The organism is Sinorhizobium sp. FG01, assembly GCF_002531875.1.
Lineage (GTDB): Bacteria > Pseudomonadota > Alphaproteobacteria > Rhizobiales > Rhizobiaceae > Sinorhizobium > Sinorhizobium fredii_C.
Genome location: NZ_NWTB01000005.1, coordinates 1 through 20,489, shown reverse-complemented (window position 1 = coordinate 20,489; position 20,489 = coordinate 1). Strand labels below are relative to the sequence as shown.

The following is a 20,489-nucleotide window of genomic DNA, read 5'->3' as shown; positions in this document are numbered from 1 at the left end:
ACACCATTATTCCCGTCAAAAAACCACGCGGACGACGTTTGGGCTATGGTATCGCGCTTCAAGGTTTACTAAATCCTGTGGCAAGATAATCAGGGTCGGACCCTTCGCGCTGGCAAGCCTTGTCAACTGGACAACCGTTGAAGCATGAAACGTGATCTTTACGAAACGCTTGGCGTTCAAAAAAACGCGGACGAGAAGGAGCTGAAAAGCGCTTTCCGTAAACTGGCGATGAAATATCACCCGGACCGCAATCCCGGGGACCAGGAAGCGGAAAAATCCTTCAAGGAAATCAACGAGGCCTATGAGACGCTGAAGGACCCGCAGAAGCGGGCCGCCTACGACCGATACGGCCACGCCGCCTTCGAGCAGGGGGGCATGGGAGCCGGATTCGGCAATGGCTTTGCCGGCGGCGGCGCCGGCGGCTTCTCGGACATTTTCGAAGACATCTTCGGCGAGATGATGGGTGGCCGGCAGCGTCGCTCTTCAGGAGGCCGCGAACGCGGTGCCGATCTCCGCTACAATATGGAGATCACCCTCGAGGAGGCGTTTTCCGGCAAGACGGCGCAGATCCGCGTGCCGACTTCGGTCACCTGCGACGTCTGCACCGGTTCCGGTGCGAAGCCGGGCACCAGCCCGAAGACCTGCGCCACTTGTCAGGGCTCAGGCCGCATCCGCGCCGCCCAGGGCTTCTTCTCGATCGAACGCACCTGCCCGACCTGCGGCGGCCGCGGCCAGACGATCACCGATCCCTGCACGAAATGCCATGGCCAGGGCCGGGTCACCGAGGAGCGCACGCTGTCGGTCAACATTCCGACCGGCATCGAGGACGGCACCCGCATCCGCCTTTCCGGCGAGGGCGAAGCCGGCCTGCGCGGCGGCCCGTCCGGCGACCTCTATATTTTCCTGTCGGTCAAGCCGCATGAGTTCTATCAACGGGACGGGGCGGATCTCTACTGCAGCGTGCCGATCTCGATGACGACGGCCGCCCTCGGCGGCAAGTTCGACGTCACCACTCTCGACGGCACGAAATCGCGCGTCACCGTGCCGGAGGGAACCCAGGCCGGCAAGCAGTTCCGCCTGAAGGGCAAGGGCATGCCGGTGCTGCGCTCCAACCAGACGGGCGACCTTTATATCCAGATCCAGATCGAGACGCCGCAGAAGCTCACCAAGCGCCAGCGCGAATTGCTGCAGGAGTTCGAGCAGATCTCGTCGAAGGAAAATAATCCGCAATCGGCGGGCTTCTTCTCTCGCATGAAGGATTTCTTCGATACGCTGAGCGATTAGTTCGCCTCTCACATTTGCCCCTCTCCTCGGGTTTAACCCGGGGACTAGCCCTCTCCCGTCATGACGGGGAGAGGGGACTGGAGGGCGCGGTTTACCCCTTCTCCCCATCAAAATGGGAGAAGGTCGCGGCAGCGGGATGAGGGGCGCCACACACAACACACACCCACTCTCACATGGCAGCGGCAGGCCAGCCCAGCACCGCAGCCAATTGCCAGATACCAGAGATCACAAGCGCCGAACCGGCAATCCGCGACAGGATGCGCCCGGCCAGCAGCAGCTTTTCGGCCAGCACGAAGACAGCGATCGCGGCGATCCATAAGACATTCATGACGCCGCCGACGAACAGGAGGCCCATCAGCGCCCAGCAGCAGCCGACGCAATAGAGACCGTGGCGGAAGCCCAGCTTCACGGCGCCGCCCGGATCGCTTCGGAAGCCGCCGTGCCGCTGCAGGAAAACGATCGGCGCCTGGCATTGGGTCAGGCAGGCGTCCTTGAGCGGCGTCCATTGGTAAAGGCCCGCGACGACCAGCACAATGCCGCTAAAGAGACGACTGGCGCTTGCGAGCGCCGGGGTCAGCAGGATGCCTTCGATCAGCCATTGCCCGAGCGTAGCGACCAGCGCAAAGCCGGCCCAGGCGGCGAGATAGCCGCCGGTGAAGTAGCCAGCCGAAGCGAAAGGCTTGCCGTCGCGTAGGCTCTGCCGTCCGACACGGGCATAGAGAAGGATCATCGGCGACGCCGAAGGAAGCATCATGCCGACCATCATCACCACCCACATGGTCAAGGTGATGCCGGCCTCGACGGTGCCCCAGGGACGTGGCGACATCCCCAGCACCGAGTCGAGCGGACCGGCGCTCGTCCCGCCTCCCATGTCCATGTCCATATCCATGTCCATGCCGGGTTCCATGGGCATGGCTCCGTCGCCACCCGCCGCCGGCATCGGCATGCCGTCCATCCCGGCGGCCAGCCACAGGATGTAGATCCAGGCGATCGCTGCCAGAGCGGCGATCGCCGCCGCGACGATCGCCCGGTCGCGGCGCAACAGGGCTTCGAGCGTGGTGTCGGTCATGGTGTCAATGCACCACGCCGCGTTCGGTCATATGGATCCTGGCGAAATGGGCGTGCGAGTCCGCTAGCGAGAGCGGCAGGACACCGGTCGTGTCGGCCCAGCCCCGCCCCATCTCGCAGGTGTCGTACTCGAACCCGTTCGGCAGGTTGAGGCGGGCGCGATGCGAATCGCCGGTCACCGGATTGAGGATCGGCTCGCCGAGCGCCTCCATCCATCCCGGTACGCGGACGCGCGCCGTCCGCTTCTCGATGTCGACCTCGAAGTCGATCGGCGCGAAGACCGGATCGTGGAACGTCTCGAAGGTCGTCGAGAACACCTGGAAGAAGGTCGCACCGGGTTCGGTGTCCTGGCCGCTCATGATGCGCAGCAGCGCCTCGCGCTGGGCGTCCGAGGCGCGCTCGTCGACGATCGGCACGACTTCGCCCCTGCCCTCGTGGATGGCACCCGGCCAGGCGACGATCATCCCGCACCTCAGGCCGTCGAGTCGCGTATCGCCGTGATGGCCTTCCTCGATCTCGATCACCCCCACGGCGCTGCAATGCCCTTGCGTCGGCAGGGCATTGAACTGGCAGGGGCAGCCATAGGCGCAATTGCAATGAATGAATTCGCGGCCCTTGATCGTCCATTTGACGTCCGTCATCGTCCCCTCCAGAGACAATTCCTCAGGCTACGAATATATACACCCCGCCGGAAATACTGCCAATGTCGCGGCGGCCCCTGAGCGCCGACCATTTCGGGGCGAGTCGGTCAGTCCATGTGCTGGCGGCTGCGCGCGCTCTCTAGCCGACGAGGTCGACCGCGTAATAGGAGAGGGCCGAAATCAGCGCGGCGGCGGGCATTGTTATCACCCAGGCGACGACGATGTTTCCGGCAATCCCCCAGCGCACGGCCGAGACGCGCCGGGCCGACCCGACGCCGATGATGGCGCCGGTGATCGTGTGCGTTGTCGAGACCGGAATGCCGAGCCAGGTCGCTGCAAACAGCGTGATGGCGCCACCGGTCTCGGCACAGAAACCCTGCATCGGATTGAGCTTTGTGATCTTCGATCCCATGGTGTGGACGATCCTCCAGCCGCCGAACAGCGTACCGAGCGCGATCGCCGCCTGGCAGGTGATGACCACCCAAAAGGGCACATGGAATTCCGGCCCGAGATAGCCCTGCGAAAACAGGAGCACGGCGATGATGCCCATCGTCTTCTGGGCATCATTGCCGCCATGGCCGAGCGAATAGAGCGAGGCCGAAACGAATTGCAGGCCGCGGAACGTGCTGTCGACGGCAAACGGCGTCTGGCGCACGAACAGCCAGGAGACGATCAGCACCAGCAGGAGAGCGAGCACGAAGCCGATGCCGGGCGACATGACGATGGCGCCGGCGGTCTTCAGGAGGCCGGACCAGACGATGGAGCTGAAGCCGGCCTTTGCGAGGCCCGCGCCGACAAGGCCGCCGACGAGGGCATGCGAGGAACTCGATGGGATGCCGAAGACCCATGTCAGGATGTTCCAGGCGATGGCGCCGATCAATGCCGCAAAGATGACCTGCGGCGTAACGATGCCGGGATTGATGATCCCCTTCCCGAGCGTCTCGGCCACGTGCAGGCCGAAAAACAAAAAGGCGATGAAGTTGAAGAATGCCGCCCACATGACGGCATATTGCGGCCGCAGCACCCGCGTCGACACGATCGTTGCGATCGAATTCGCCGCATCGTGCAATCCGTTCAGAAAGTCGAAGAACAGGGCGACTCCGATGAGGCCCACAAGCAGCGGGAAGGCGAGTGTGGCGTCCATCAGACGTTCTCGATCACGATGCCGCTGATCTCGTTGGCAACATCCTCGAAGCGGTCGACGACCTTCTCCAGCTCGCCAAAGATTTCGCTGCCGATGATATAGGCCATGGGATTGGTGCTGCCATGGCGCTTGAAGAGGTCCTTCAGGCCCTGCTCATGCAGCTCGTCGGAACGGCCTTCGACGCGGGTGACCTCTTCTGCGATCGTGCTCAGGCGATGCGCATTGACGCCGATCCGGTTGAGGAGCGGAATGGCCTCGGCGACAAGGTGGGCAGCCTCGACGACTGCGGCGCCCATCGCCTGCATGCCGGGATCGAAGCTCTGCTGCTCGTAGAGCCGGATGGTCTTCACCGTCTTGTGCATCATGTCGATCGCATCGTCCATCGACTGGATGAGATCCTTGATGTCGCCGCGGTCGAAGGGTGTGATGAAGCTGCGGCGCACAGCGAGCAGGACCTCCCGGGTGATCCCGTCGGCCTCGTCCTCGAGCTGGACGATGCGGTCGCAATGACGTTCGATGTCCGGTCCGCCGGCGAGCAACGCCTTCAGCGCCTCCGCCGCCTCCAAGACGGTGCGCGAGTGCTGCTCGAAGAGATCGAAGAACCGGTCTTCACGGGGGAGGAGCTTGCGAAACAGGCCGAGCATCAGCGATCCATACGGTTGTCGATTGTCATGCCGCTGTCATATTGTACCTGCACGCCCGTGAAAAGTTCCGAAGCAGCGGAAAAACGGGGCTTTCCCACAGCGGTTTGGCGCAGGGCCCGGCCACGTGACCGGTCCACGCCTCGGGCGAGAGCCTTTCGGCTTGCCTCGGCCGGGCTTTCGTCCTACCTGACAGGCACGTCGAACGCGGACCCGCAATGCCCCATAAGGTCTATCTCAGCCGCCTGAAACTCAGTGATTTTCGCAACTACGCGGCGCTGTCGCTCGAGCTCGACCAGCGCCATGTGGTGCTGACCGGCGAGAACGGCGCGGGCAAGACCAACCTTATGGAGGCGATCTCCTTTCTCTCGCCGGGGCGGGGGCTGCGTCGCGCGGCTTATGCGGATGTCGCCCGGGTGGGCGCGGCGGACGGTTTTTCGGTTTTCGCGGCGGTCGAGGGCATGGACGGGCCGGTGGAGATCGGCACGGGCACGGCGGGTGCGGAGGAAGGGCAGTCGCGCCGCCTGAGGCTCAACGGCACGCCGGCCCGCACCGTCGACGAACTCACCGACCATCTGCGCGTGTTGTGGCTGACGCCGGCGATGGACGGGCTGTTCACCGGTCCATCCTCGGATCGGCGGCGGTTTCTCGACCGGCTGGTGCTGTCGCTCGATCCCGAGCATGGCCGGCGCGCCAGCGAGTTCGACCGAGCGATGCGCAGCCGCAACCGGCTGCTCTCGGAATTCCGGCCGGATCCCGCCTGGCTGACCGCGATCGAGCGCGAAATGGCGGGCTTGGGCGTCTCGATGGCGCTTGCGCGGCTGGAAATGCTTGGGCTTTTGACGGCACTTGTGGAACGCAGCCAAGGCGGCGGCAGCTTCCCGTCCGCCGGTCTTTCGCTTGCCGGCTTTCTCGACGATTGTCACGGCCTGCCCGCCTACGACCTCGAAGAACGCTATCTCTCGATGCTCAGCGACGGCCGCATCCGCGATGCGGCGGCGGGGCGAACGCTCGAAGGGCCGCACCGCAGCGATCTCCTGATTCGCCACCGGGAAAAGGACATGGAGGCAGAACGCTGCTCGACCGGCGAGCAGAAGGCGCTGCTCGTCGGGCTCGTGCTCGCCCATGCGCGGCTCGTCGGCGACATGACCGGGCACGCGCCGGTGCTGCTGCTCGACGAGATCGCCGCCCATCTCGATCAGGGGCGGCGGGCGGCTCTCTTCGACCGCGTCGACGAGCTCGGCGGTCAGGCCTTCATGACCGGGACGGACCGGGCGATGTTCGAGGCGCTCGGCGGACGGGCCTGCCATCTGACGGTTGCAAACGGCCGCGTTTCGGAGTGACATCCGCCTGCTCCATGGCGTGCTTTAAAAAAGGCGCCGACAGGCATCCACGGAGACGGACATGACCGCAGCAGCACTCGACTCATCGGAAATCGACCGTTACGCGCGCCATATCGTGCTCCCTGAGATCGGCGGCGCCGGACAGCAGAAGCTGAAGGCCGCGCGCGTGCTGGTCATCGGCGCCGGCGGGCTCGGCGCCCCGGTGCTGCAATATCTCGCCGCGGCTGGCGTCGGCCGGCTCGGCATCGTCGACGATGACGCCGTGTCGCTGTCCAACCTGCAGCGCCAGGTCATCCACGCCACCGGCGATGTCGGCCGGCCGAAGGTCGAAAGCGCCGCCGCCGCAATTGCCAATCTCAACCCGCATGTGGAAGTCGCGCCGCACGCGTTGCGCCTCGCATCCGAAAATGCAGAGGCGATCTTCCAGCAATACGACCTCGTCGTCGACGGTTCGGACAATTTCGATACGCGCTACCTCGCGGCCGATGCGGCGGAGGCGGCGCGCCTTCCGCTCGTCACCGGCGCGGTCGGGCGGTTCGACGGTTCCGTCACCGTGTTGAAGCCTTACGAGGCGGATGCCGGCGGGCACCCCAATCCGTCTTATCGCGATCTCTTCCCGACGCCGCCTCCGCCGGGCGCGGTGCCGGCCTGCGCCGAAGCCGGCGTGGTCGGAGCGCTGACCGGCGTCATCGGCACGCTTCAGGCGATGGAAGCGATCAAGCTCATCACCGGCATCGGCGAGCCGCTTATCGGCCGGCTGCTGCTCTATGACGGCCTCGCCGCCACTTTCAACACGATCCGCTACCGGCGCGGCCGGGCTTGAGCGACGGAATGGAAACGCTCCGCCTCGACCCGGGCTTCGATCGCTACGATGAGCTCCTGGCGCTGATCCTGAAATCCTTTGCCTCCATGGACGGGCGGATCGACCCGCCCTCCTCCGCCCATGCGCTGACGGTCGAGTCCCTGCGCCAAAAATCGAGGGACGAGGTCGGTTTCGTCGTCGCCAACGGCGCCGATCTTCTTGGCTGCGTGTTCTTGAAGCCCGAACCGGACTGCCTCTATATCGGCAAGCTCGCCATCGATCCCGGCCATCAGGGCAAAGGTCTCGGCCGACAGCTGCTTACCGCCGCGGAGGAGACCGCCCGAAGCCTCGGACTGCCGGCGCTGAGGCTCCAGACGCGGATCGAACTCACCGAAAATCACGCCACCTTCGCGGCCTGGGGCTTCGTCGAGACCGGCCGCTCCGCCCATCCGGGCTTCACCCGCCCGACATCGATCGAGATGCGGAAGATGCTGCGATAAGGGCGGCGTCCCGCATTGCCGCTCCCCACAACGATCCTCTTGTGGGGGCGTTGCGCGGCGGCTGCACCCGAAAACACCCGGTAGCCGCCTCAATCCCGCCCCGGCAGCACCCGGTCCGGCGGGCGGTGGCCGTCGAAGAAGGTGCGGATGTTGATCGCCACCTTGTCGCCCATGTCGATGCGGCCTTCGAGCGTCGCCGAGCTCATATGCGGCAAGAGAACGACCTTGCCCTCGCCGGCAAGCCGGATGAGCTTGGGATTGACGGCCGGTTCGTTCTCGAAGACATCGAGGCCGGCCCCTGCGATCTTGCCCTCCCGCAGGCTCTTGATCATCGCCGTCTCGTCGATCACATCGCCGCGGGCGGTGTTGACGATGTAGCTGTCTGGGCGCATCAGCGCCAGCCGGCGCGCCGAGAGCAGATGATAGGTGGCGGGCGTCGACGGGCAATTGACCGAGACGATATCGACGCGGGCGAGCATCTGGTCGAGGCTGTCCCAATAGGTCGCCTCCAGCATCTCCTCGGTCTCCCGCTTGACGCGATGGCGGTTGTGATAGTGGATCGACAGCCCGAAGGCCTTGGCGCGGCGGGCGACCGCCGTGCCGATCCGCCCCATGCCGACGATGCCGATGCGCTTGCCGGCGATGCGCCGGCCGAGCATCCAGGTCGGCGACCAGCCGGCCCATTCGCCCTTGCGGTCGGTCAGCACCTGCGCGCCCTCGGCAAGCCGGCGCGGCACCGCTAGGATCAAGGCCATGGTCATGTCGGCGGTGTCTTCCGTCAGCACGTTCGGCGTGTTGGTGACGGTTATTCCCCGGCGGGCGGCGGCATCGACATCGATATTGTCGACGCCGTTCGAGAAGGCCGCGATGAGCTTCAGTTGCGGGCCCGCCTGCTCGATCAGCGCCGCATCGATCCGGTCCGTCAGCGTCGGAACCAGCACATCGACCCTCTTCACCGCAGCAACCAGCTCCGGCTGGCTGCGCGGCGTATCGTCGATGTTGAGTTCCGCGTCGAACAGCTCGCGCATGCGCGTTTCGACGACTTCCGGCAGTTTCCGGGTGATGTAGACGGTTGGCTTCTTCTTGCTTGTCATTCCTGCGAGCGGCCCTCGTTGACGGGTCCTTAACCAAGTTGGGTGATAGTTCTCCCCTATAGCCGCAATTTCTACCAGACCCGGTGGGGAAGACAATTGAAAGTCGCTGTCCGGGTAAAGGATTCGCGGCGCGCGCCCGGCGAGGCGCGTCTCTGGGTGCTTCTTCGGATCGGAACCGACCCGAGGTTTGGAATATGCGGCAATTCAACGTGCCACGGCGAGCCTTGTGCGTCTGAGAAGGCGAACGGCTCCGCTGAGACACCGCAAGGCTTCGCTTAGGATCGGAACATGGGCTTCGTCATGCGTCACTTCATTTCCAAAGCCTCTCTATTGCTGCTGGCCACGGTCCTCGCAACGGCCAGCATGAATTCCGCCGCCTTCGCCCAGGCGGCCAAGGGTCCGAGCGGTCTGCCGCTCCCCCGCTTCGTCAGCCTCAAGTCCAAGAGCGTCAATCTCAGGATCGGGCCGAGCCTCGACTACGCCGTCGCCTTCCGCTATCTGAAGAACGGCGTTCCCGTCGAGATCATCCAGGAATATGACAACTGGCGCCGCATCCGGGACGCCGACGGCACGGAGGGCTGGGTCAACCAGGCGCTGCTTTCCGGCGATCGCACCGCCGTTGCCGCACCGTGGATGCGCGGCAAGGGCGAAGGCGTCTTCGTCAATCTGCGACGCGACCCGCAGAGCACCGCACCGATCGTCGCCCGCATGCAGCCGGGCGTGCTTTTGCATATCGGCGAGTGCAATGGCGACTGGTGCCATGCCGAGACGCAAGGGGTGGAAGGCTGGATCGCCCAGAGCGAAATCTGGGGCGCCTATCCGGGCGAGGCCTTCAAGTAGCTGTCCAACCCTAGAGAAGAGCGGCTTCCCTTGCGGCACCGGCAAGCGAGACCATTGGGCGCGGGCCGATCTGGCCGATGACGATGCCGGCAGCCAGGTTGCCGAGCTTGCTGCAGTCTTCGAGCGATCTGCCGGTCGTGTAGCCGTAGAGGAAGCCGGCCGCATAGAGGTCGCCGGCGCCGGTCGTGTCGACCACCTGCGCGACGGCCGTCGCGCCGACCCGCACCCTTTCCTCGCCGCGAACGACGATCGAGCCTTCCTCGCTGAGGGTCACGGCGGCGAGCTTGCAGTCCCCGGCGAGCATTCGAAGCGCCTCATCGAAATCCTCCGTCTCGTAGAGCGCCAGCGCCTCCTGCTTGTTGGCGAAAACGATATCGACGGTGCCGGAACGCATCAGGTCGAGGAACTCGTCCCGATAGCGGTGCACGCAGAAGCTGTCCGACAGAGTCATCGCCGTTTCGCGCCCGTGCGCATGGGCAATTTTTGCCGCCTCGCGGATCGCGTCCTTGGCCCGCGGCGGGTCCCAGAGATAGCCCTCGAAATAGGTGACCGTCGATTGAGCGACGACGTCGGGCTCGACGTCTTCCGGACCGAGTTCGACACAGGCGCCAAGATAGGTGTTCATCGAGCGCTCCCCGTCCTCGGTGACGAAGATCATAGAGCGCGCGGTCGGCGGCAGGCTGTCGAGCGGCCTGGTTTGGAAATGCACCCCTTGTGCGCGGATGTCGTGGGTAAAGATCTGGCCGAGCTGGTCGCTGGCGATCTTGCCGAAATAGGCGGCGCGGCCGCCGAGGCTCGCCACACCCGCGGCGGTGTTGCCGGCGCTGCCGCCGGAGGCTTCGACAGCCGGGCCCATGCGCGAATAAAGGAGTTCCGCCCGCTCCGCATCGATGAGGTTCATCGCGCCCTTGATGATGCCGTTGTGCACGAGAAAGCTGTCATCGCAGCGCGCAATGATATCGACGATCGCATTGCCGATCGTCAGTACATCGAATTTCGTCATGAGCTCCGTCCGGTTCCTGAATGGCCGGTGTTCGTTAATAGCGGTTTTCCGACCATTTGGAAGAGCCGTACCGCCTTTGAGGCGCGCGAGTAGCGCCGGAGCTCTAACAATGCTGCGAAAATGCCGCCATCACGCCGGCAGCGCCCTTTCATCATAGGCGTCTGCGAAGGCGGCGCTCGGCGGGATCGGCTTGATCACATCGATCATCACGCCGTTCGGATCGGCGGTGATGAAATGCCGCTGGCCGAAGTCTTCGTCACAGAGGGCCTTGAGAATGGGAAGCCCAGCGTCTCGCATCTCGGCATAGAGCCGGTCGGGATCCTCGACTTCGAAGTTCAAAAGCAGACCCTGAACCGGGGCGCGACGTTGCTCCGGAACGGTCTCGTGGCGGTAGTCGAGGACGGCAAGCGTGACATGTTCGTCCTCGCTCGACTGCAGATGCATGTACCAGTCGCTCTCGAAAAGCGCCTCGAAGCGAAAATGCTTCACATAGAAATCGGCTGTAGCCCGCACATCGGCGGTCATGATCACCGGATAGTAGCTCGTGGTTTTCATGCTTTTCCTCCATCGATCATTATCATACAATCTGTATGTATCTCATTAACATACAGGCTGCATGTATGCAACAAGAAAGAAGCCGCCGGTCGAATCGCGAACGCTCGGACACGACCCGCGCCGCCATCATCGACGCGGCACACGCACTCTTCGTCGACAAGGGCTATGCCGACACGGCGACGCCGGAGATCGTCGCCGCGGCGGGGCTTACGCGCGGCGCGCTCTATCACCATTTCGAGGACAAGAAGTCGCTGTTTCGGGCGGTGATAGAAAGGGAGGCGCGCGAAGTCGCCGCAACGATCGAGCAGTTCGCTCCCGACGGCCTCGCGCCGCGCGAGGCGCTGCTCGCCGGGGCAGCCGCCTATTTCGACGCGATGGCGGTTCCCGGCCGGGTGCGCCTGCTGCTGCTCGACGGCCCGGCCGTCCTCGGCGTCACCGAGATGGCGGCGATCGACGCCGCGCATGGCGGCAGAACTCTCGAAGAAGGATTGAGCGCGGCCATGGCTCCCCACCGCCTCGAGGAGAAGGCGGTCAAGGCGATGGCCTTCCTCTTGTCCGCCGCCTTCGACCGGGCAGCGCTCGAGATCGATGCCGGTGCGGCGCGGGCCGACTATGCCTATGCGATCGACAGGCTGATCGATCGCTTGATCGACCCATGAAGAGCTGGGTCGTCAGCCGGCGACCGGAAGGACCTGTGGCGGCAATTCGACAAGCGGCGCCGGAATGTCGCAACTCTTTTCGGGCGACTTGCAGATGTCGGCGATGATGCAGCGCTCGCATTCCGGCCGGCGCGCCTTGCACACATAGCGGCCGTGCAGGATGAGCCAATGATGGGCGTGGTAGAGATATGTCTCCGGGATGACCCGCATCAGATTGGCCTCAACCTCGTCCGGCGTCTTGCCGGGTGCGAGGCGAATGCGGTTGGCGATGCGGAAGAGATGCGTGTCGACGGCAATGGTCGATTGGCCGAAGGCCATCTGCAGCACCACATTGGCGGTCTTGCGGCCGACGCCCGGCAGCGTCATGAGCTCCTCGCGCGTCTTCGGCACCTCGCCGCCGAAATCGGCGATCAGCTTTTGGCTGAGAGCGATGATATTCTTTGCCTTGTTGCGGTAAAGGCCAATAGTCTTGATATAGTCGCGCAGTTTGTCTTCGCCGAGCGCCATCATCTTTTCGGGCGTCTCGGCGACGACAAAGAGCGGCCGCGTCGCCTTGTTGACGCCGGCATCCGTCGCCTGCGCCGAAAGCGCCACCGCCACCAGCAGCGTGAAGGCGTTGACATGTTCGAGCTCGCCCTTCGGCTCCGGCCGCTGGACCGAGAAGCGGCGAAAGATTTCCTCGATCTCCGCCTTGCTATAGACACTGCGCTGCCGCGTGGATCGGCGGGCAGCCGTTGCCGCGCGCGGTTTCGCGGGTCCCGGCGACAATTTGCGTTTCACGTTTTTCATGCTGCATCTATAGTCATTGGTTATGACCGAAGGCAACGCCGAGACAAGCATCAACGACGCGCCGATCTTTTCGGCGGAACTCACCCCCTACCGCTCGCTCGGCCTCAAAGGGTTCAAGATCCTGCTGATGATCGCGGCTGCGATGAGCGCCGTGCATGTCCTGGTGTTCCTGGTCATCGGCGCCTGGCCGATCGTGTTCTTCTTCGGCCTCGATTTCGTGCTGCTCTTCGGCGCCTTTTGGCTCAACTACCATTCGGCGCGCGCCCGCGAGGAGGTCAGCGTCTCGCGCACCGACGTGTCGGTGAGGAAGTTCGCGCCATCGGGAAACATGATCGAGCATCGCTTCAACCCCTTCTGGGCGCGCTTCAGCATCAAGCGCCACCAGGAGATCGGCATCGTCTCGATGAGGATCAGCGGCGACGGCCGGCAGACGGACGTCGGTTCGTTTCTCAACCGCGACGATCGCGAAACCTTCGCCGTCGCCTTCTCCCGGGCGCTCGCCACGGCGCGGTCGAGATGAATCAAGAATCGGGTGGTTATCCGGTCTCCGGCATGGTTTCCTGCGGCATGACAGGAGATGATCCATGAACGTCGTCACAACCATTCCCATCGACATCACCCCGGACGGCACCGATTACGACACGGTGCGCCACGTCATCGAGATGCTGACCGAGGATTACCGCGACCAGCCGTCGCTGGAAACGATCGCCCGCCGCCTCAGCCAGTCGCCGACGCAGCTCCAGAAGGTCTTTACCCGGTGGGCCGGTCTTTCGCCAAAGGCCTTCCTGCAAGCGGTGACGCTCGACCATGCCAAGCGCCTTCTGCGCCAGGAGGAGATGCCGCTGCTCGAGACCAGCATCGAGGTCGGGCTCTCCGGCCCCGGCCGGCTGCACGATCTCTTCGTCACCCATGAGGCGATGTCGCCCGGCGAGTGGAAGGCGCGCGGCGCGGGGCTGACGATCCGCTACGGCTTCCACCCTTCCCCTTTCGGCACGGCGCTGGTGATGGTGACCGAGCGCGGCCTCGCAGGCCTTGCCTTTGCCGACGCCGGCGAGGAGCGGGCGAGCTTCGAGGACATGGCCCGGCGCTGGCCGAACGCCAATTACTTCGAGGACAGCGCGGCAACGGCACGCTATGCCGCCCGCATCTTCAACCCGGAGCGCTGGTGCGCCGACGAGCCGCTCAACATCGTGCTGATCGGCTCGGACTTCCAGATCCGGGTCTGGCAGGCGCTGTTGAACATTCCGCTCGGCAAGGCGACGACCTATTCGAAGATCGCCGGCGAAATCGGCCAACCGACCGCGTCGCGCGCCGTCGGAGCGGCCGTCGGCCGCAACCCGATCTCCTTCGTCGTGCCCTGCCACCGGGCGCTCGGCAAGGGCGGCGAACTCACCGGCTATCATTGGGGGCTGACGCGAAAGCGGGCGATCCTCGGCTGGGAAGCGGGAAAGGCATGAAACAAAATGGGGCGCCGCGGCGCCCCTTTTGCTTCGATCGAGGATGTGGGCGCTCAATGCGCGGCCGACATGTCGCCGAGCACTTCCTTGGAGGCGACGGTGGAATCCGCCTTCAGCTTGTAGACCATCGGCACGCCGGTCGCGAGGTTGAGGTTCAGGACCTGTTCCTTGGTCAGGCGATCGAGCACCATGACGAGCGAGCGCAGCGAGTTGCCGTGGGCGGCGACCAGCACCTTCTCGCCGGCGAGCACGCGCGGCAGGATTTCGGTCAGGTAGTACGGCCAGACGCGGGCGCCGGTGTCGCGCAGGCTTTCGCCGCCGGGCGGCGGCACGTCATAGGAGCGGCGCCAGATATGCACCTGCTCCTCGCCCCATTTGGCGCGGGCATCGTCCTTGTTAAGGCCGGAGAGATCGCCGTAGTCGCGCTCGTTGAGCGCCTGGTCGCGGATCGTTTCCAGCGACGACTGGCCGACGGCGTCGAGCACCATCTGGCAGGTGCGCTGGGCGCGGACGAGATCGGAGGTGAAGGCGATGTCGAACTTGATGCCGTATTCGGCGAGCGCCTTGCCGCCTGCCTTTGCTTCCTCGACGCCAAGCTCGGTCAGGTCCGGATCGCGCCAGCCGGTGAAAAGGTTCTTCAGGTTCCATTCGCTCTGGCCGTGCCGGACGAGGACGAGAGTGCCGCTCATTTCGATTTCCCTTCAGCAGTTTGACGTGTCAGTTGAGCCCGAGAACATCGAGCATGGAGTAGAAGCCGGGCTTCTGGCTGCGCGCCCAAAGAGCCGCCGTGACGGCGCCACGCGCGAAAATCGAGCGGTCCGTGGCGCTGTGCGACAGCGTCACCAGTTCACCTTCGCCCGCAAGAATCACGGAATGCTCGCCGATGACCGAGCCGCCGCGCAGGGTCGCAAAGCCGATCGTACCTTGCGCGCGGGGGCCGGTATGGCCGTCGCGCACACGGACGGAATGGTCCGCAAGATCGATGCCGCGTCCCTTCGCCGCTGCCTCACCGATGAGGAGCGCCGTGCCCGAAGGCGCGTCGACCTTGTGCTTGTGGTGCATCTCGACAATCTCGATGTCCCAATCGGCAGGGCCTAGCGCGCGCGCCGCCTTCTCCGTGAGCACGCCCAGGAGATTGACGCCGAGGCTCATATTGCCCGACTTGACGATGCGTGCATGGCGGGCGGCCGCGCGGATCTTCGCCTCGTCGTCTGCGGAGCATCCGGTCGTGCCAACGATATGAACGATGCGCGCCTGTGCCGCGAGGCCGGCGAATTCGACGCTAGCCGCCGGCGCGGTGAAATCGAGCACTCCCTCCGCCTCGACAAAGGCTTCGAGCGGCTTGTCGGTGACGGGGACGCCGATCGGTCCGAGGCCGGCAAGCTCGCCGGCGTCCCGGCCGATGAAAGGCGAATTCGAGCGCTCGATCGCGGCATGCAGCCGCACGCCGGCCGTCTCGTGAACGATCCGGATCAGCGTCTGGCCCATTCGACCGGCCGCGCCGACCACCACGAGCTTCATGTCCGTTTCGCTCATCGCCAGATTTCCTCGTATCTACAGGATTTTCGCTTCGTCAGGCAGGTCCGCGCCGTTGCCCTGGAGGTTGTGGAGGCGAGCGTAGAGACCGTCCGGCCGCCGCGCAAGCTCCTCATGCGATCCCTCCTCGACGACCTTGCCGTCCTTCATCACGACGATCTTGTCGGCATTGACGACGGTCGAGAGCCGGTGGGCGATGACGATCACGGTACGCCCGCTCATCGCCTGATCGAGCGCCTTCTGCACGGCGGCCTCGGACTCGGTGTCGAGCGCCGAGGTGGCCTCGTCGAGAAGCAGGATGGGCGCGTTGCGCACCAGCGCCCGGGCGATCGACAGGCGCTGCCGCTGGCCGCCGGAGAGCGTCACGCCATGCTCGCCGACCGGCGTGTCGTAGCCCTGCGGCTGCGCCAGAATGAAATCGTGCGCGTAGGCAAGCCGTGCGGCCTCCTCGACTTCCTGATCCGTGGCATCGGGACGGCCGTAACGGATATTGTCGCGGATCGAGCCTTCGAAAAGATATGGCTGCTGCGAGACATAGGCGAGGCCGTTGCGCAGCGACTGCTTGGTAACGCCGGCGATGTTCTGGCGGTCGATCAGGATCTCGCCCGACTGCGGATCGTAGAAGCGCGGAATGAGGCTGATGATGGTCGACTTGCCGGCACCGGAGGGTCCGACGAGCGCCGTCGTCTTACCGCCCTCGGCGCGGAAGCTCACACCCTTAAGGATCTCGTCGCCATTGGCATAGGAAAAGCGGACATCGCGCAGTTCGACGGTCGCCCCACCGAGCTTGAGCTCGGTCGCATCGGGGCGATCGCGCTGATGCGGTATCGTGTCGAGGATCTCGTAGATCATGCGGGCATTTACGGCGGCGCGCTCCATCGACACCTGCAGCCGCGCGAGGCGGCGGGCCGGATCATAGGCCATCAAGAGCGCCGTGACGAAGGCGAAGAAAGCACCCGGGGGCACGTTGCCGTAGATCGTCCGGAAGGCGGCATAGGCAAGCACGCTGGAGATGGCGAGGCCCGCGAAGGTTTCGGTCATCGGCGCCGTGCGTTCGCTCAGGCGTGCGATGCGGTTGGCGCGGTTCTCGGCCCGATCGATGATCGTCTCGACCTTGCGGCGGAGCTCGTTCTCCATCGTGAAGGCCTTGATGATGGTGATGCCCTGGATCGTTTCCTGCATCGCCCCGAGAACCCGGCTGTTGACCTCGATGGCCTCGCGTGTCGCCAGACGCAGACGTCTGGATATGTAGCGCAGGCCGAGAAACAGCGGCGGCGCGACGAAGAAGACGATCAGCGACAGCAGCCAGTCCTTGCTGAACATGACGCCGATCAGGCCGATCAGAGTCAGGAAGTCCCGGGCGATCGACGTGACCGTCATGTTGAGCACGTCACGTATGCCACTGACGTTCTGGCTGATCTTCGCCGCAAGCTGCGCCGAGCGATGCTCGTGAAAATAGCCGACGCTGAGCGCCATGATGTGGGAGTAAAGCCGGCGCTGATAGCGCGCCACGATGTTGTTGCCGATCTTCGACAGCGCGACGGCTTGACCGTAGGTCGCCAGGCCGCGCAGGACGAAGGCGGCGAAAATGGCCGCGCAGATCACCAGGACGATATCCGCCCGCCTGTTGGCGAAGGCCTCGTTGACGACCGTTTCCATGATCCAGGCGGTGAAACCGGTCGTTGCCGCGACGACGATCAGGCAGGAAATGGCGAAGGCATAGCCCCGGATGTGGTCGCGACCGTTCTCAGCGATGACGCGCCGCAGAATTCCGGTGATCGTCTCGGAATCCATCGCGCGCTGTTTTCTGTTCGTGGCGTTCAAGAAGCCCGTTTTCCCTGGCCTGCTGTGGCACGTCGGCGCCACGTGTCGGGGGTCTATAGTGGTTTGAAGCTGCTTTGGCGAGTCCTTGCATCGGTCCGCCGCTCAGCTTCGCCAGCGCCGTCCCTCCATTGCAACACCGAAGTCTCTTGACGCGCGTGCGAAGGCGGCAAGCCCGGAAAGCGCCGCCATCGGATGGACGACCGCAAAGGTCGGTATGGTTTGCATCAGCGCCGAATGCGGTGCCTTATTCTCGAAGGCGGCGCGGAATTCCGGCTTCATCAGCGCCGGCAAGATCTTCTGCGAAATGCCGCCGGCGAGATAGACGCCGCCGCGCGCCATGAAGACCAGCGCCATGTCGCCGGCGACGCGGCCGAGATAGGTGCAGAACAGCGACACCGTCTCGACCGCCGCCGGATCCTGCCCGGAAAGCGCGCTGGTCGTCACTTCCGCCTGATCCTTGAGCGACGGCTCCAGGCCATCGGCCGCGCAGACGGCGCGGTAGAGATTCATGATGCCGCGTCCGCAAAGGATCTGCTCCCCCGCCATGCGGCCTCCGATCGGCTCGAGGAACGGCCATATGTGGAAATCGCGCTCGCTGCGCGGACCGATATCCACATGCCCGCCTTCGCCCGGTACGGGGATCCAGGTGTCCTGGGCGAAGACGAGACCGGCGACGCCGAGGCCAGTGCCGGGGCCGAGCACCGCGCGGGAACTCCGCGGCCGGGCGCTGCCGCCGCCGATCTGCACGACATCCTCTTCGGCCGGAGCGGCGATCGCGAGCGCCTGCGCCTCGAAGTCGTTGATGACCAGCACGTCCTGCAGCCCGAGCTTCGCCAGCATGTCCTTCGGCCGGATCACCCAGCCGGCATTGGTCAGCGGGATCTCGTCGCTCTTGATCGGCCCCGCCACGGCGAGGATCGCCGAACGGGGTCTTTCGGAGACATGATCGAGAATGCTCTTCTTGAGCGCCTCCTCAATCGTCTCGAAGTCTCCCGTCTTGATCGGCGGCAGCTGCAGCGGCTCGGCGAACGGGTCGGCGAGCAGTGCGAAGCGGGCGTTCGTGCCACCGATATCGCCGATCAAGATCGGAAAGGAGAAGCTCTGGTCATTCGCAGTCAGCATGGCAGATTCGTCCCGGCTCGCGCGTACAATTTCCGAAGATGTATCAGTTGCGCCTGAAGTCGATCAACTGCTCGGCGGTCGCCCGGTTGAGCGCCATCGGAATGTCGTAGACGATGGCTAGACGCATCAGCGCCTTGACGTCGACGTCGTGCGGCATGGCGGTCAGCGGGTCGACGAAGAAGATCAGGCAGTCGATGTCGCCGGTCGCGATCAAGGCACCGATCTGCTGGTCGCCGCCGAGCGGCCCGCTTTTCAGCCGCGTCACGTCGAGGCCGGGGCAGGCGTCGAGAACGCGGCCGCCGGTCGTGCCGGTGGCGACGATCTTCCAACTAGAAAGCGTGGCCTCGTGCGTCTTAGCGAAGGCGGCGAGATCATCCTTCTTCTGATCGTGGGCGATCAGGGCGAGACATCTGCGATCGGCCATGCGGCGTCCCCGGCAAGCTCACGGGGCCAGAGCGGAGAGCACGGCGCAATCCCACTTCGATCCCGATTTAAATCGATTTGAACGGCTATACAGGAGTGCCGTGAAATTGCAAAGACACTGCTGCATGTTTCCTTATTGCAGCGCCGGACGCGGCAGCGGCACGGGGATCTCGGCAAACGGCGTCTCGGCCGCGGCCCCAATGACGGCTTCGATGCTCGTCGCGGCGGCGGGAATGGCGGCCGGAGCATGGTAGGCCGTGCCGAAGGTCGCCTGCTGCTCGGAGGCTGGAGCCGGGCCGTTCAGCACCAGCGCGCAGGCCTTCGGCAGGTCGGCAAGCGTCGCAAACCTCGGCTTCGGCGGCTTCTCGCCGGGTTTTTTCTTCGGCTTCGCCCAGGGTGCCTCGGTAAACCACCAGGCGAGCGACTTGTCGCAGCCGTCGCCGGCGGGCACTGCGGCCTGGTCCTTGCAGCCTTGCGAGCCGGCCGGGCATTTAATGCGGATATGGAAATGGTAGTCGTGGCCGTAGATCGGTCGCACCTTGCCGAGTGCTGCGCGATCGCCGCGCCAGGTGTCGCAGAGTTTCTTCTTGATCGCCGGATTGACGAAGACGCGCTCGACTTCGGGGTAGCTCGCCGCCAGCATGATCAGCCGCGCATGGGACGGCGTCCAGACGGAGCGGTCGATCGTCAGGAACTTGCTCTTGTCGAGCATCGAGGTCGCGGAAATCGATTCGCGCTCCTCATAGCTGAGCGTCTTCTGCGGCATCGGCGTCAGCCAGATGTCGGCGTCGAGGCCGATCTGGTGCGAGGCATGGCCGGACAGCATCGGGCCGCCGCGCGGCTGCGAGATGTCGCCGAGCAGCAGCCCTGGCCAGCCGATTTTTTCGGCCGCGTCGTTGGAGAAGCGCTCGATCAGAGCGATCATCTCGGGGTGCCCCCAGCGGCGGTTGCGCGACAGACGCATGGCCTGCCATGTGGGGCCGTCGGTCGGAATGGCGATGCCGCCGGCAAGGCAGCCCTTGGAATAGAAGCCGTAGGACGTCGGCGCCGCCGCGGTCGGCAAGGCCCTGGCACCGAAGAGCTCCTTGGCAGGCGTGCCGTCGGCCGAGGCGGCATCGGTCGCGAGAAGACCCGTGCTCGTCATCAGCGCCAGCAGTGCGGAGCCGCAGCGTCGAAGCGCGGCACGCGTGTCAAATCCCATTCCATTCCCCCATCGGCAGCGACGCGCAACAGGCGGGCTCGATCCCGCCGATACTATCCTGATTCGCCGCGGTTGCATCAGCCTTGCGACTCACCCGGATGTGACTGAATAATTTCGCCTGATTTTGGGCAAGTCCTGTCAATTGCCCAGATTTGGCCTATTCTGGTTTCAAGGATTACTGAAAATACGAGGAGAGACGACGGGATGCTGGACTGTGGCGGTTTTGGACGAATGAAGCTGGCAGCCGCTTTCCTGGCGATATCCCTGTTCACAGTGCCCTTGGCAGAGGCTCAAGAAGAGCCCGTTTGGCATCATGGTCTATCGCTCATCGGCGAACTCAAATATCCGCCCGGTTTCAAGCATTTCGACTATGCAAATCCCGATGCCCCGAAGGGGGGAGATATCAGACTCTCGCAGACCGGCACCTTCGACAGCTTCAATCCGCTCCTGGCGACAAAGGGGGAGCCGGCCGTCGGACTGTCGCTCGTCTTCGATACGCTGTTGAAGCCGGCCGATGATGAAATTTCAACAGCCTATGGCTTACTCGCCGAGAGCGTCTCCTT

General features: G+C 64.5%; 22 protein-coding genes and 1 pseudogene. 9 read left to right on the top strand and 14 right to left on the bottom strand.

Annotated elements, in window-relative coordinates:
- Nucleotides 1-144 precede the first annotated feature (144 nt).
- Entirely contained in the window at nt 145-1,284 is a 1,140-nt protein-coding gene (dnaJ, locus tag CO656_RS08220) for a molecular chaperone DnaJ (protein WP_037422559.1), read from the top strand.
- A gap of 169 nt (nt 1,285-1,453) precedes the next feature.
- Here dnaJ and CO656_RS08215 read toward each other — a convergent pair whose 3' ends face one another.
- From CO656_RS08215 to CO656_RS08200, 4 genes are all read right to left on the bottom strand, one after another.
- Nucleotides 1,454-2,353, bottom strand: a complete 900-nt coding sequence (locus CO656_RS08215; RefSeq protein ID WP_097525421.1) for a DUF2182 domain-containing protein — start codon at nt 2,351-2,353, stop codon at nt 1,454-1,456.
- Nucleotides 2,354-2,357: 4 nt separating this feature from the next.
- On the bottom strand, nt 2,358-2,993 hold the full coding sequence (locus CO656_RS08210) for a DUF1326 domain-containing protein (protein ID WP_097525420.1): 636 nt from the start codon (nt 2,991-2,993) through the stop codon (nt 2,358-2,360).
- A 139-nt stretch (nt 2,994-3,132) separates the two neighbouring features.
- Complete coding sequence (locus CO656_RS08205) at nt 3,133-4,137, bottom strand: inorganic phosphate transporter (RefSeq protein ID WP_037422568.1); 1,005 nt, start codon at nt 4,135-4,137, stop codon at nt 3,133-3,135.
- On the bottom strand, nt 4,137-4,781 hold the full coding sequence (locus tag CO656_RS08200) for a DUF47 domain-containing protein (RefSeq protein ID WP_037422571.1): 645 nt from the start codon (nt 4,779-4,781) through the stop codon (nt 4,137-4,139). Before CO656_RS08200 ends, CO656_RS08205 begins: the two co-directional genes overlap by 1 nt.
- A gap of 215 nt (nt 4,782-4,996) precedes the next feature.
- Between CO656_RS08200 and recF the strand changes: the two genes are divergently transcribed.
- The 3 genes from recF to CO656_RS08185 all read left to right on the top strand — a co-directional run bounded on the left by recF (nt 4,997) and on the right by CO656_RS08185 (nt 7,423).
- Entirely contained in the window at nt 4,997-6,121 is a 1,125-nt protein-coding gene (gene recF, locus CO656_RS08195; RefSeq protein WP_097525419.1) for a DNA replication/repair protein RecF, read from the top strand.
- Between the two features lie 61 nt (nt 6,122-6,182).
- Nucleotides 6,183-6,944, top strand: coding sequence for a molybdopterin-synthase adenylyltransferase MoeB (gene moeB / locus CO656_RS08190; protein ID WP_097525418.1), 762 nt, complete (start codon nt 6,183-6,185; stop codon nt 6,942-6,944).
- 8 nt (nt 6,945-6,952) lie between these two features.
- The gene (locus CO656_RS08185) at nt 6,953-7,423 is read left to right on the top strand and encodes a GNAT family N-acetyltransferase (protein ID WP_179864730.1); all 471 of its coding nucleotides are present in this window, start codon (nt 6,953-6,955) and stop codon (nt 7,421-7,423) included.
- Between the two features lie 89 nt (nt 7,424-7,512).
- On the opposite strand, the gene CO656_RS08180 is transcribed toward CO656_RS08185, so the two are convergent.
- Nucleotides 7,513-8,517: a D-glycerate dehydrogenase gene (locus tag CO656_RS08180; RefSeq protein ID WP_097525417.1), complete on the bottom strand. Its 1,005-nt coding sequence runs from the start codon at nt 8,515-8,517 to the stop codon at nt 7,513-7,515.
- Nucleotides 8,518-8,817: 300 nt separating this feature from the next.
- Here CO656_RS08180 and CO656_RS08175 point away from each other — a divergent pair, with 300 nt between their 5' ends.
- Nucleotides 8,818-9,357: an SH3 domain-containing protein gene (locus CO656_RS08175; protein WP_037422623.1), complete on the top strand. Its 540-nt coding sequence runs from the start codon at nt 8,818-8,820 to the stop codon at nt 9,355-9,357.
- A 10-nt stretch (nt 9,358-9,367) separates the two neighbouring features.
- Here the strand turns inward: CO656_RS08175 and CO656_RS08170 are convergent, their stop codons facing one another.
- Nucleotides 9,368-10,360 (bottom strand): adenosine kinase, encoded by a 993-nt coding sequence (locus tag CO656_RS08170; protein ID WP_037422586.1) that lies wholly within the window; start codon nt 10,358-10,360, stop codon nt 9,368-9,370.
- Between the two features lie 129 nt (nt 10,361-10,489).
- The gene (locus CO656_RS08165; RefSeq protein ID WP_097525416.1) at nt 10,490-10,915 is read right to left on the bottom strand and encodes a VOC family protein; all 426 of its coding nucleotides are present in this window, start codon (nt 10,913-10,915) and stop codon (nt 10,490-10,492) included.
- 65 nt (nt 10,916-10,980) lie between these two features.
- On the opposite strand from CO656_RS08165, the gene CO656_RS08160 reads away from it, so the two are divergent.
- Complete coding sequence (locus tag CO656_RS08160) at nt 10,981-11,574, top strand: TetR/AcrR family transcriptional regulator (protein WP_097525415.1); 594 nt, start codon at nt 10,981-10,983, stop codon at nt 11,572-11,574.
- Between the two features lie 12 nt (nt 11,575-11,586).
- Here CO656_RS08160 and nth read toward each other — a convergent pair whose 3' ends face one another.
- Nucleotides 11,587-12,363 (bottom strand): endonuclease III, encoded by a 777-nt coding sequence (nth, locus tag CO656_RS08155; protein WP_097525414.1) that lies wholly within the window; start codon nt 12,361-12,363, stop codon nt 11,587-11,589.
- Between the two features lie 22 nt (nt 12,364-12,385).
- Here nth and CO656_RS08150 point away from each other — a divergent pair, with 22 nt between their 5' ends.
- The gene (locus tag CO656_RS08150; protein ID WP_037422631.1) at nt 12,386-12,883 is read left to right on the top strand and encodes a DUF2244 domain-containing protein; all 498 of its coding nucleotides are present in this window, start codon (nt 12,386-12,388) and stop codon (nt 12,881-12,883) included.
- A 64-nt stretch (nt 12,884-12,947) separates the two neighbouring features.
- Entirely contained in the window at nt 12,948-13,820 is an 873-nt protein-coding gene (locus CO656_RS08145; RefSeq protein ID WP_097525413.1) for a bifunctional helix-turn-helix domain-containing protein/methylated-DNA--[protein]-cysteine S-methyltransferase, read from the top strand.
- A 53-nt stretch (nt 13,821-13,873) separates the two neighbouring features.
- On the opposite strand, the gene CO656_RS08140 is transcribed toward CO656_RS08145, so the two are convergent.
- The 6 genes from CO656_RS08140 to mepA form a co-directional block, all read right to left on the bottom strand.
- A complete protein-coding gene (locus CO656_RS08140; RefSeq protein ID WP_037422635.1) occupies nt 13,874-14,509 on the bottom strand; it encodes a 2,3-bisphosphoglycerate-dependent phosphoglycerate mutase in 636 nt (211 codons plus the stop codon).
- Nucleotides 14,510-14,537: 28 nt separating this feature from the next.
- Entirely contained in the window at nt 14,538-15,356 is an 819-nt protein-coding gene (gene dapB, locus CO656_RS08135; RefSeq protein WP_037422638.1) for a 4-hydroxy-tetrahydrodipicolinate reductase, read from the bottom strand.
- Nucleotides 15,357-15,374: 18 nt separating this feature from the next.
- Nucleotides 15,375-17,180, bottom strand: coding sequence for an ABC transporter ATP-binding protein (locus CO656_RS08130; RefSeq protein ID WP_097525412.1), 1,806 nt, complete (start codon nt 17,178-17,180; stop codon nt 15,375-15,377).
- 102 nt (nt 17,181-17,282) lie between these two features.
- Nucleotides 17,283-18,302, bottom strand: a complete 1,020-nt coding sequence (locus tag CO656_RS08125; protein WP_097525411.1) for a glucokinase — start codon at nt 18,300-18,302, stop codon at nt 17,283-17,285.
- Between the two features lie 43 nt (nt 18,303-18,345).
- Nucleotides 18,346-18,726: a methylglyoxal synthase gene (locus tag CO656_RS08120; protein ID WP_037422647.1), complete on the bottom strand. Its 381-nt coding sequence runs from the start codon at nt 18,724-18,726 to the stop codon at nt 18,346-18,348.
- 132 nt (nt 18,727-18,858) lie between these two features.
- Nucleotides 18,859-19,926, bottom strand: a complete 1,068-nt coding sequence (mepA, locus tag CO656_RS08115; protein WP_097525410.1) for a penicillin-insensitive murein endopeptidase — start codon at nt 19,924-19,926, stop codon at nt 18,859-18,861.
- A gap of 204 nt (nt 19,927-20,130) precedes the next feature.
- Between mepA and CO656_RS08110 the strand changes: the two are divergent.
- Nucleotides 20,131-20,489, top strand: a pseudogene (locus CO656_RS08110) (ABC transporter substrate-binding protein); the annotation flags it as partial.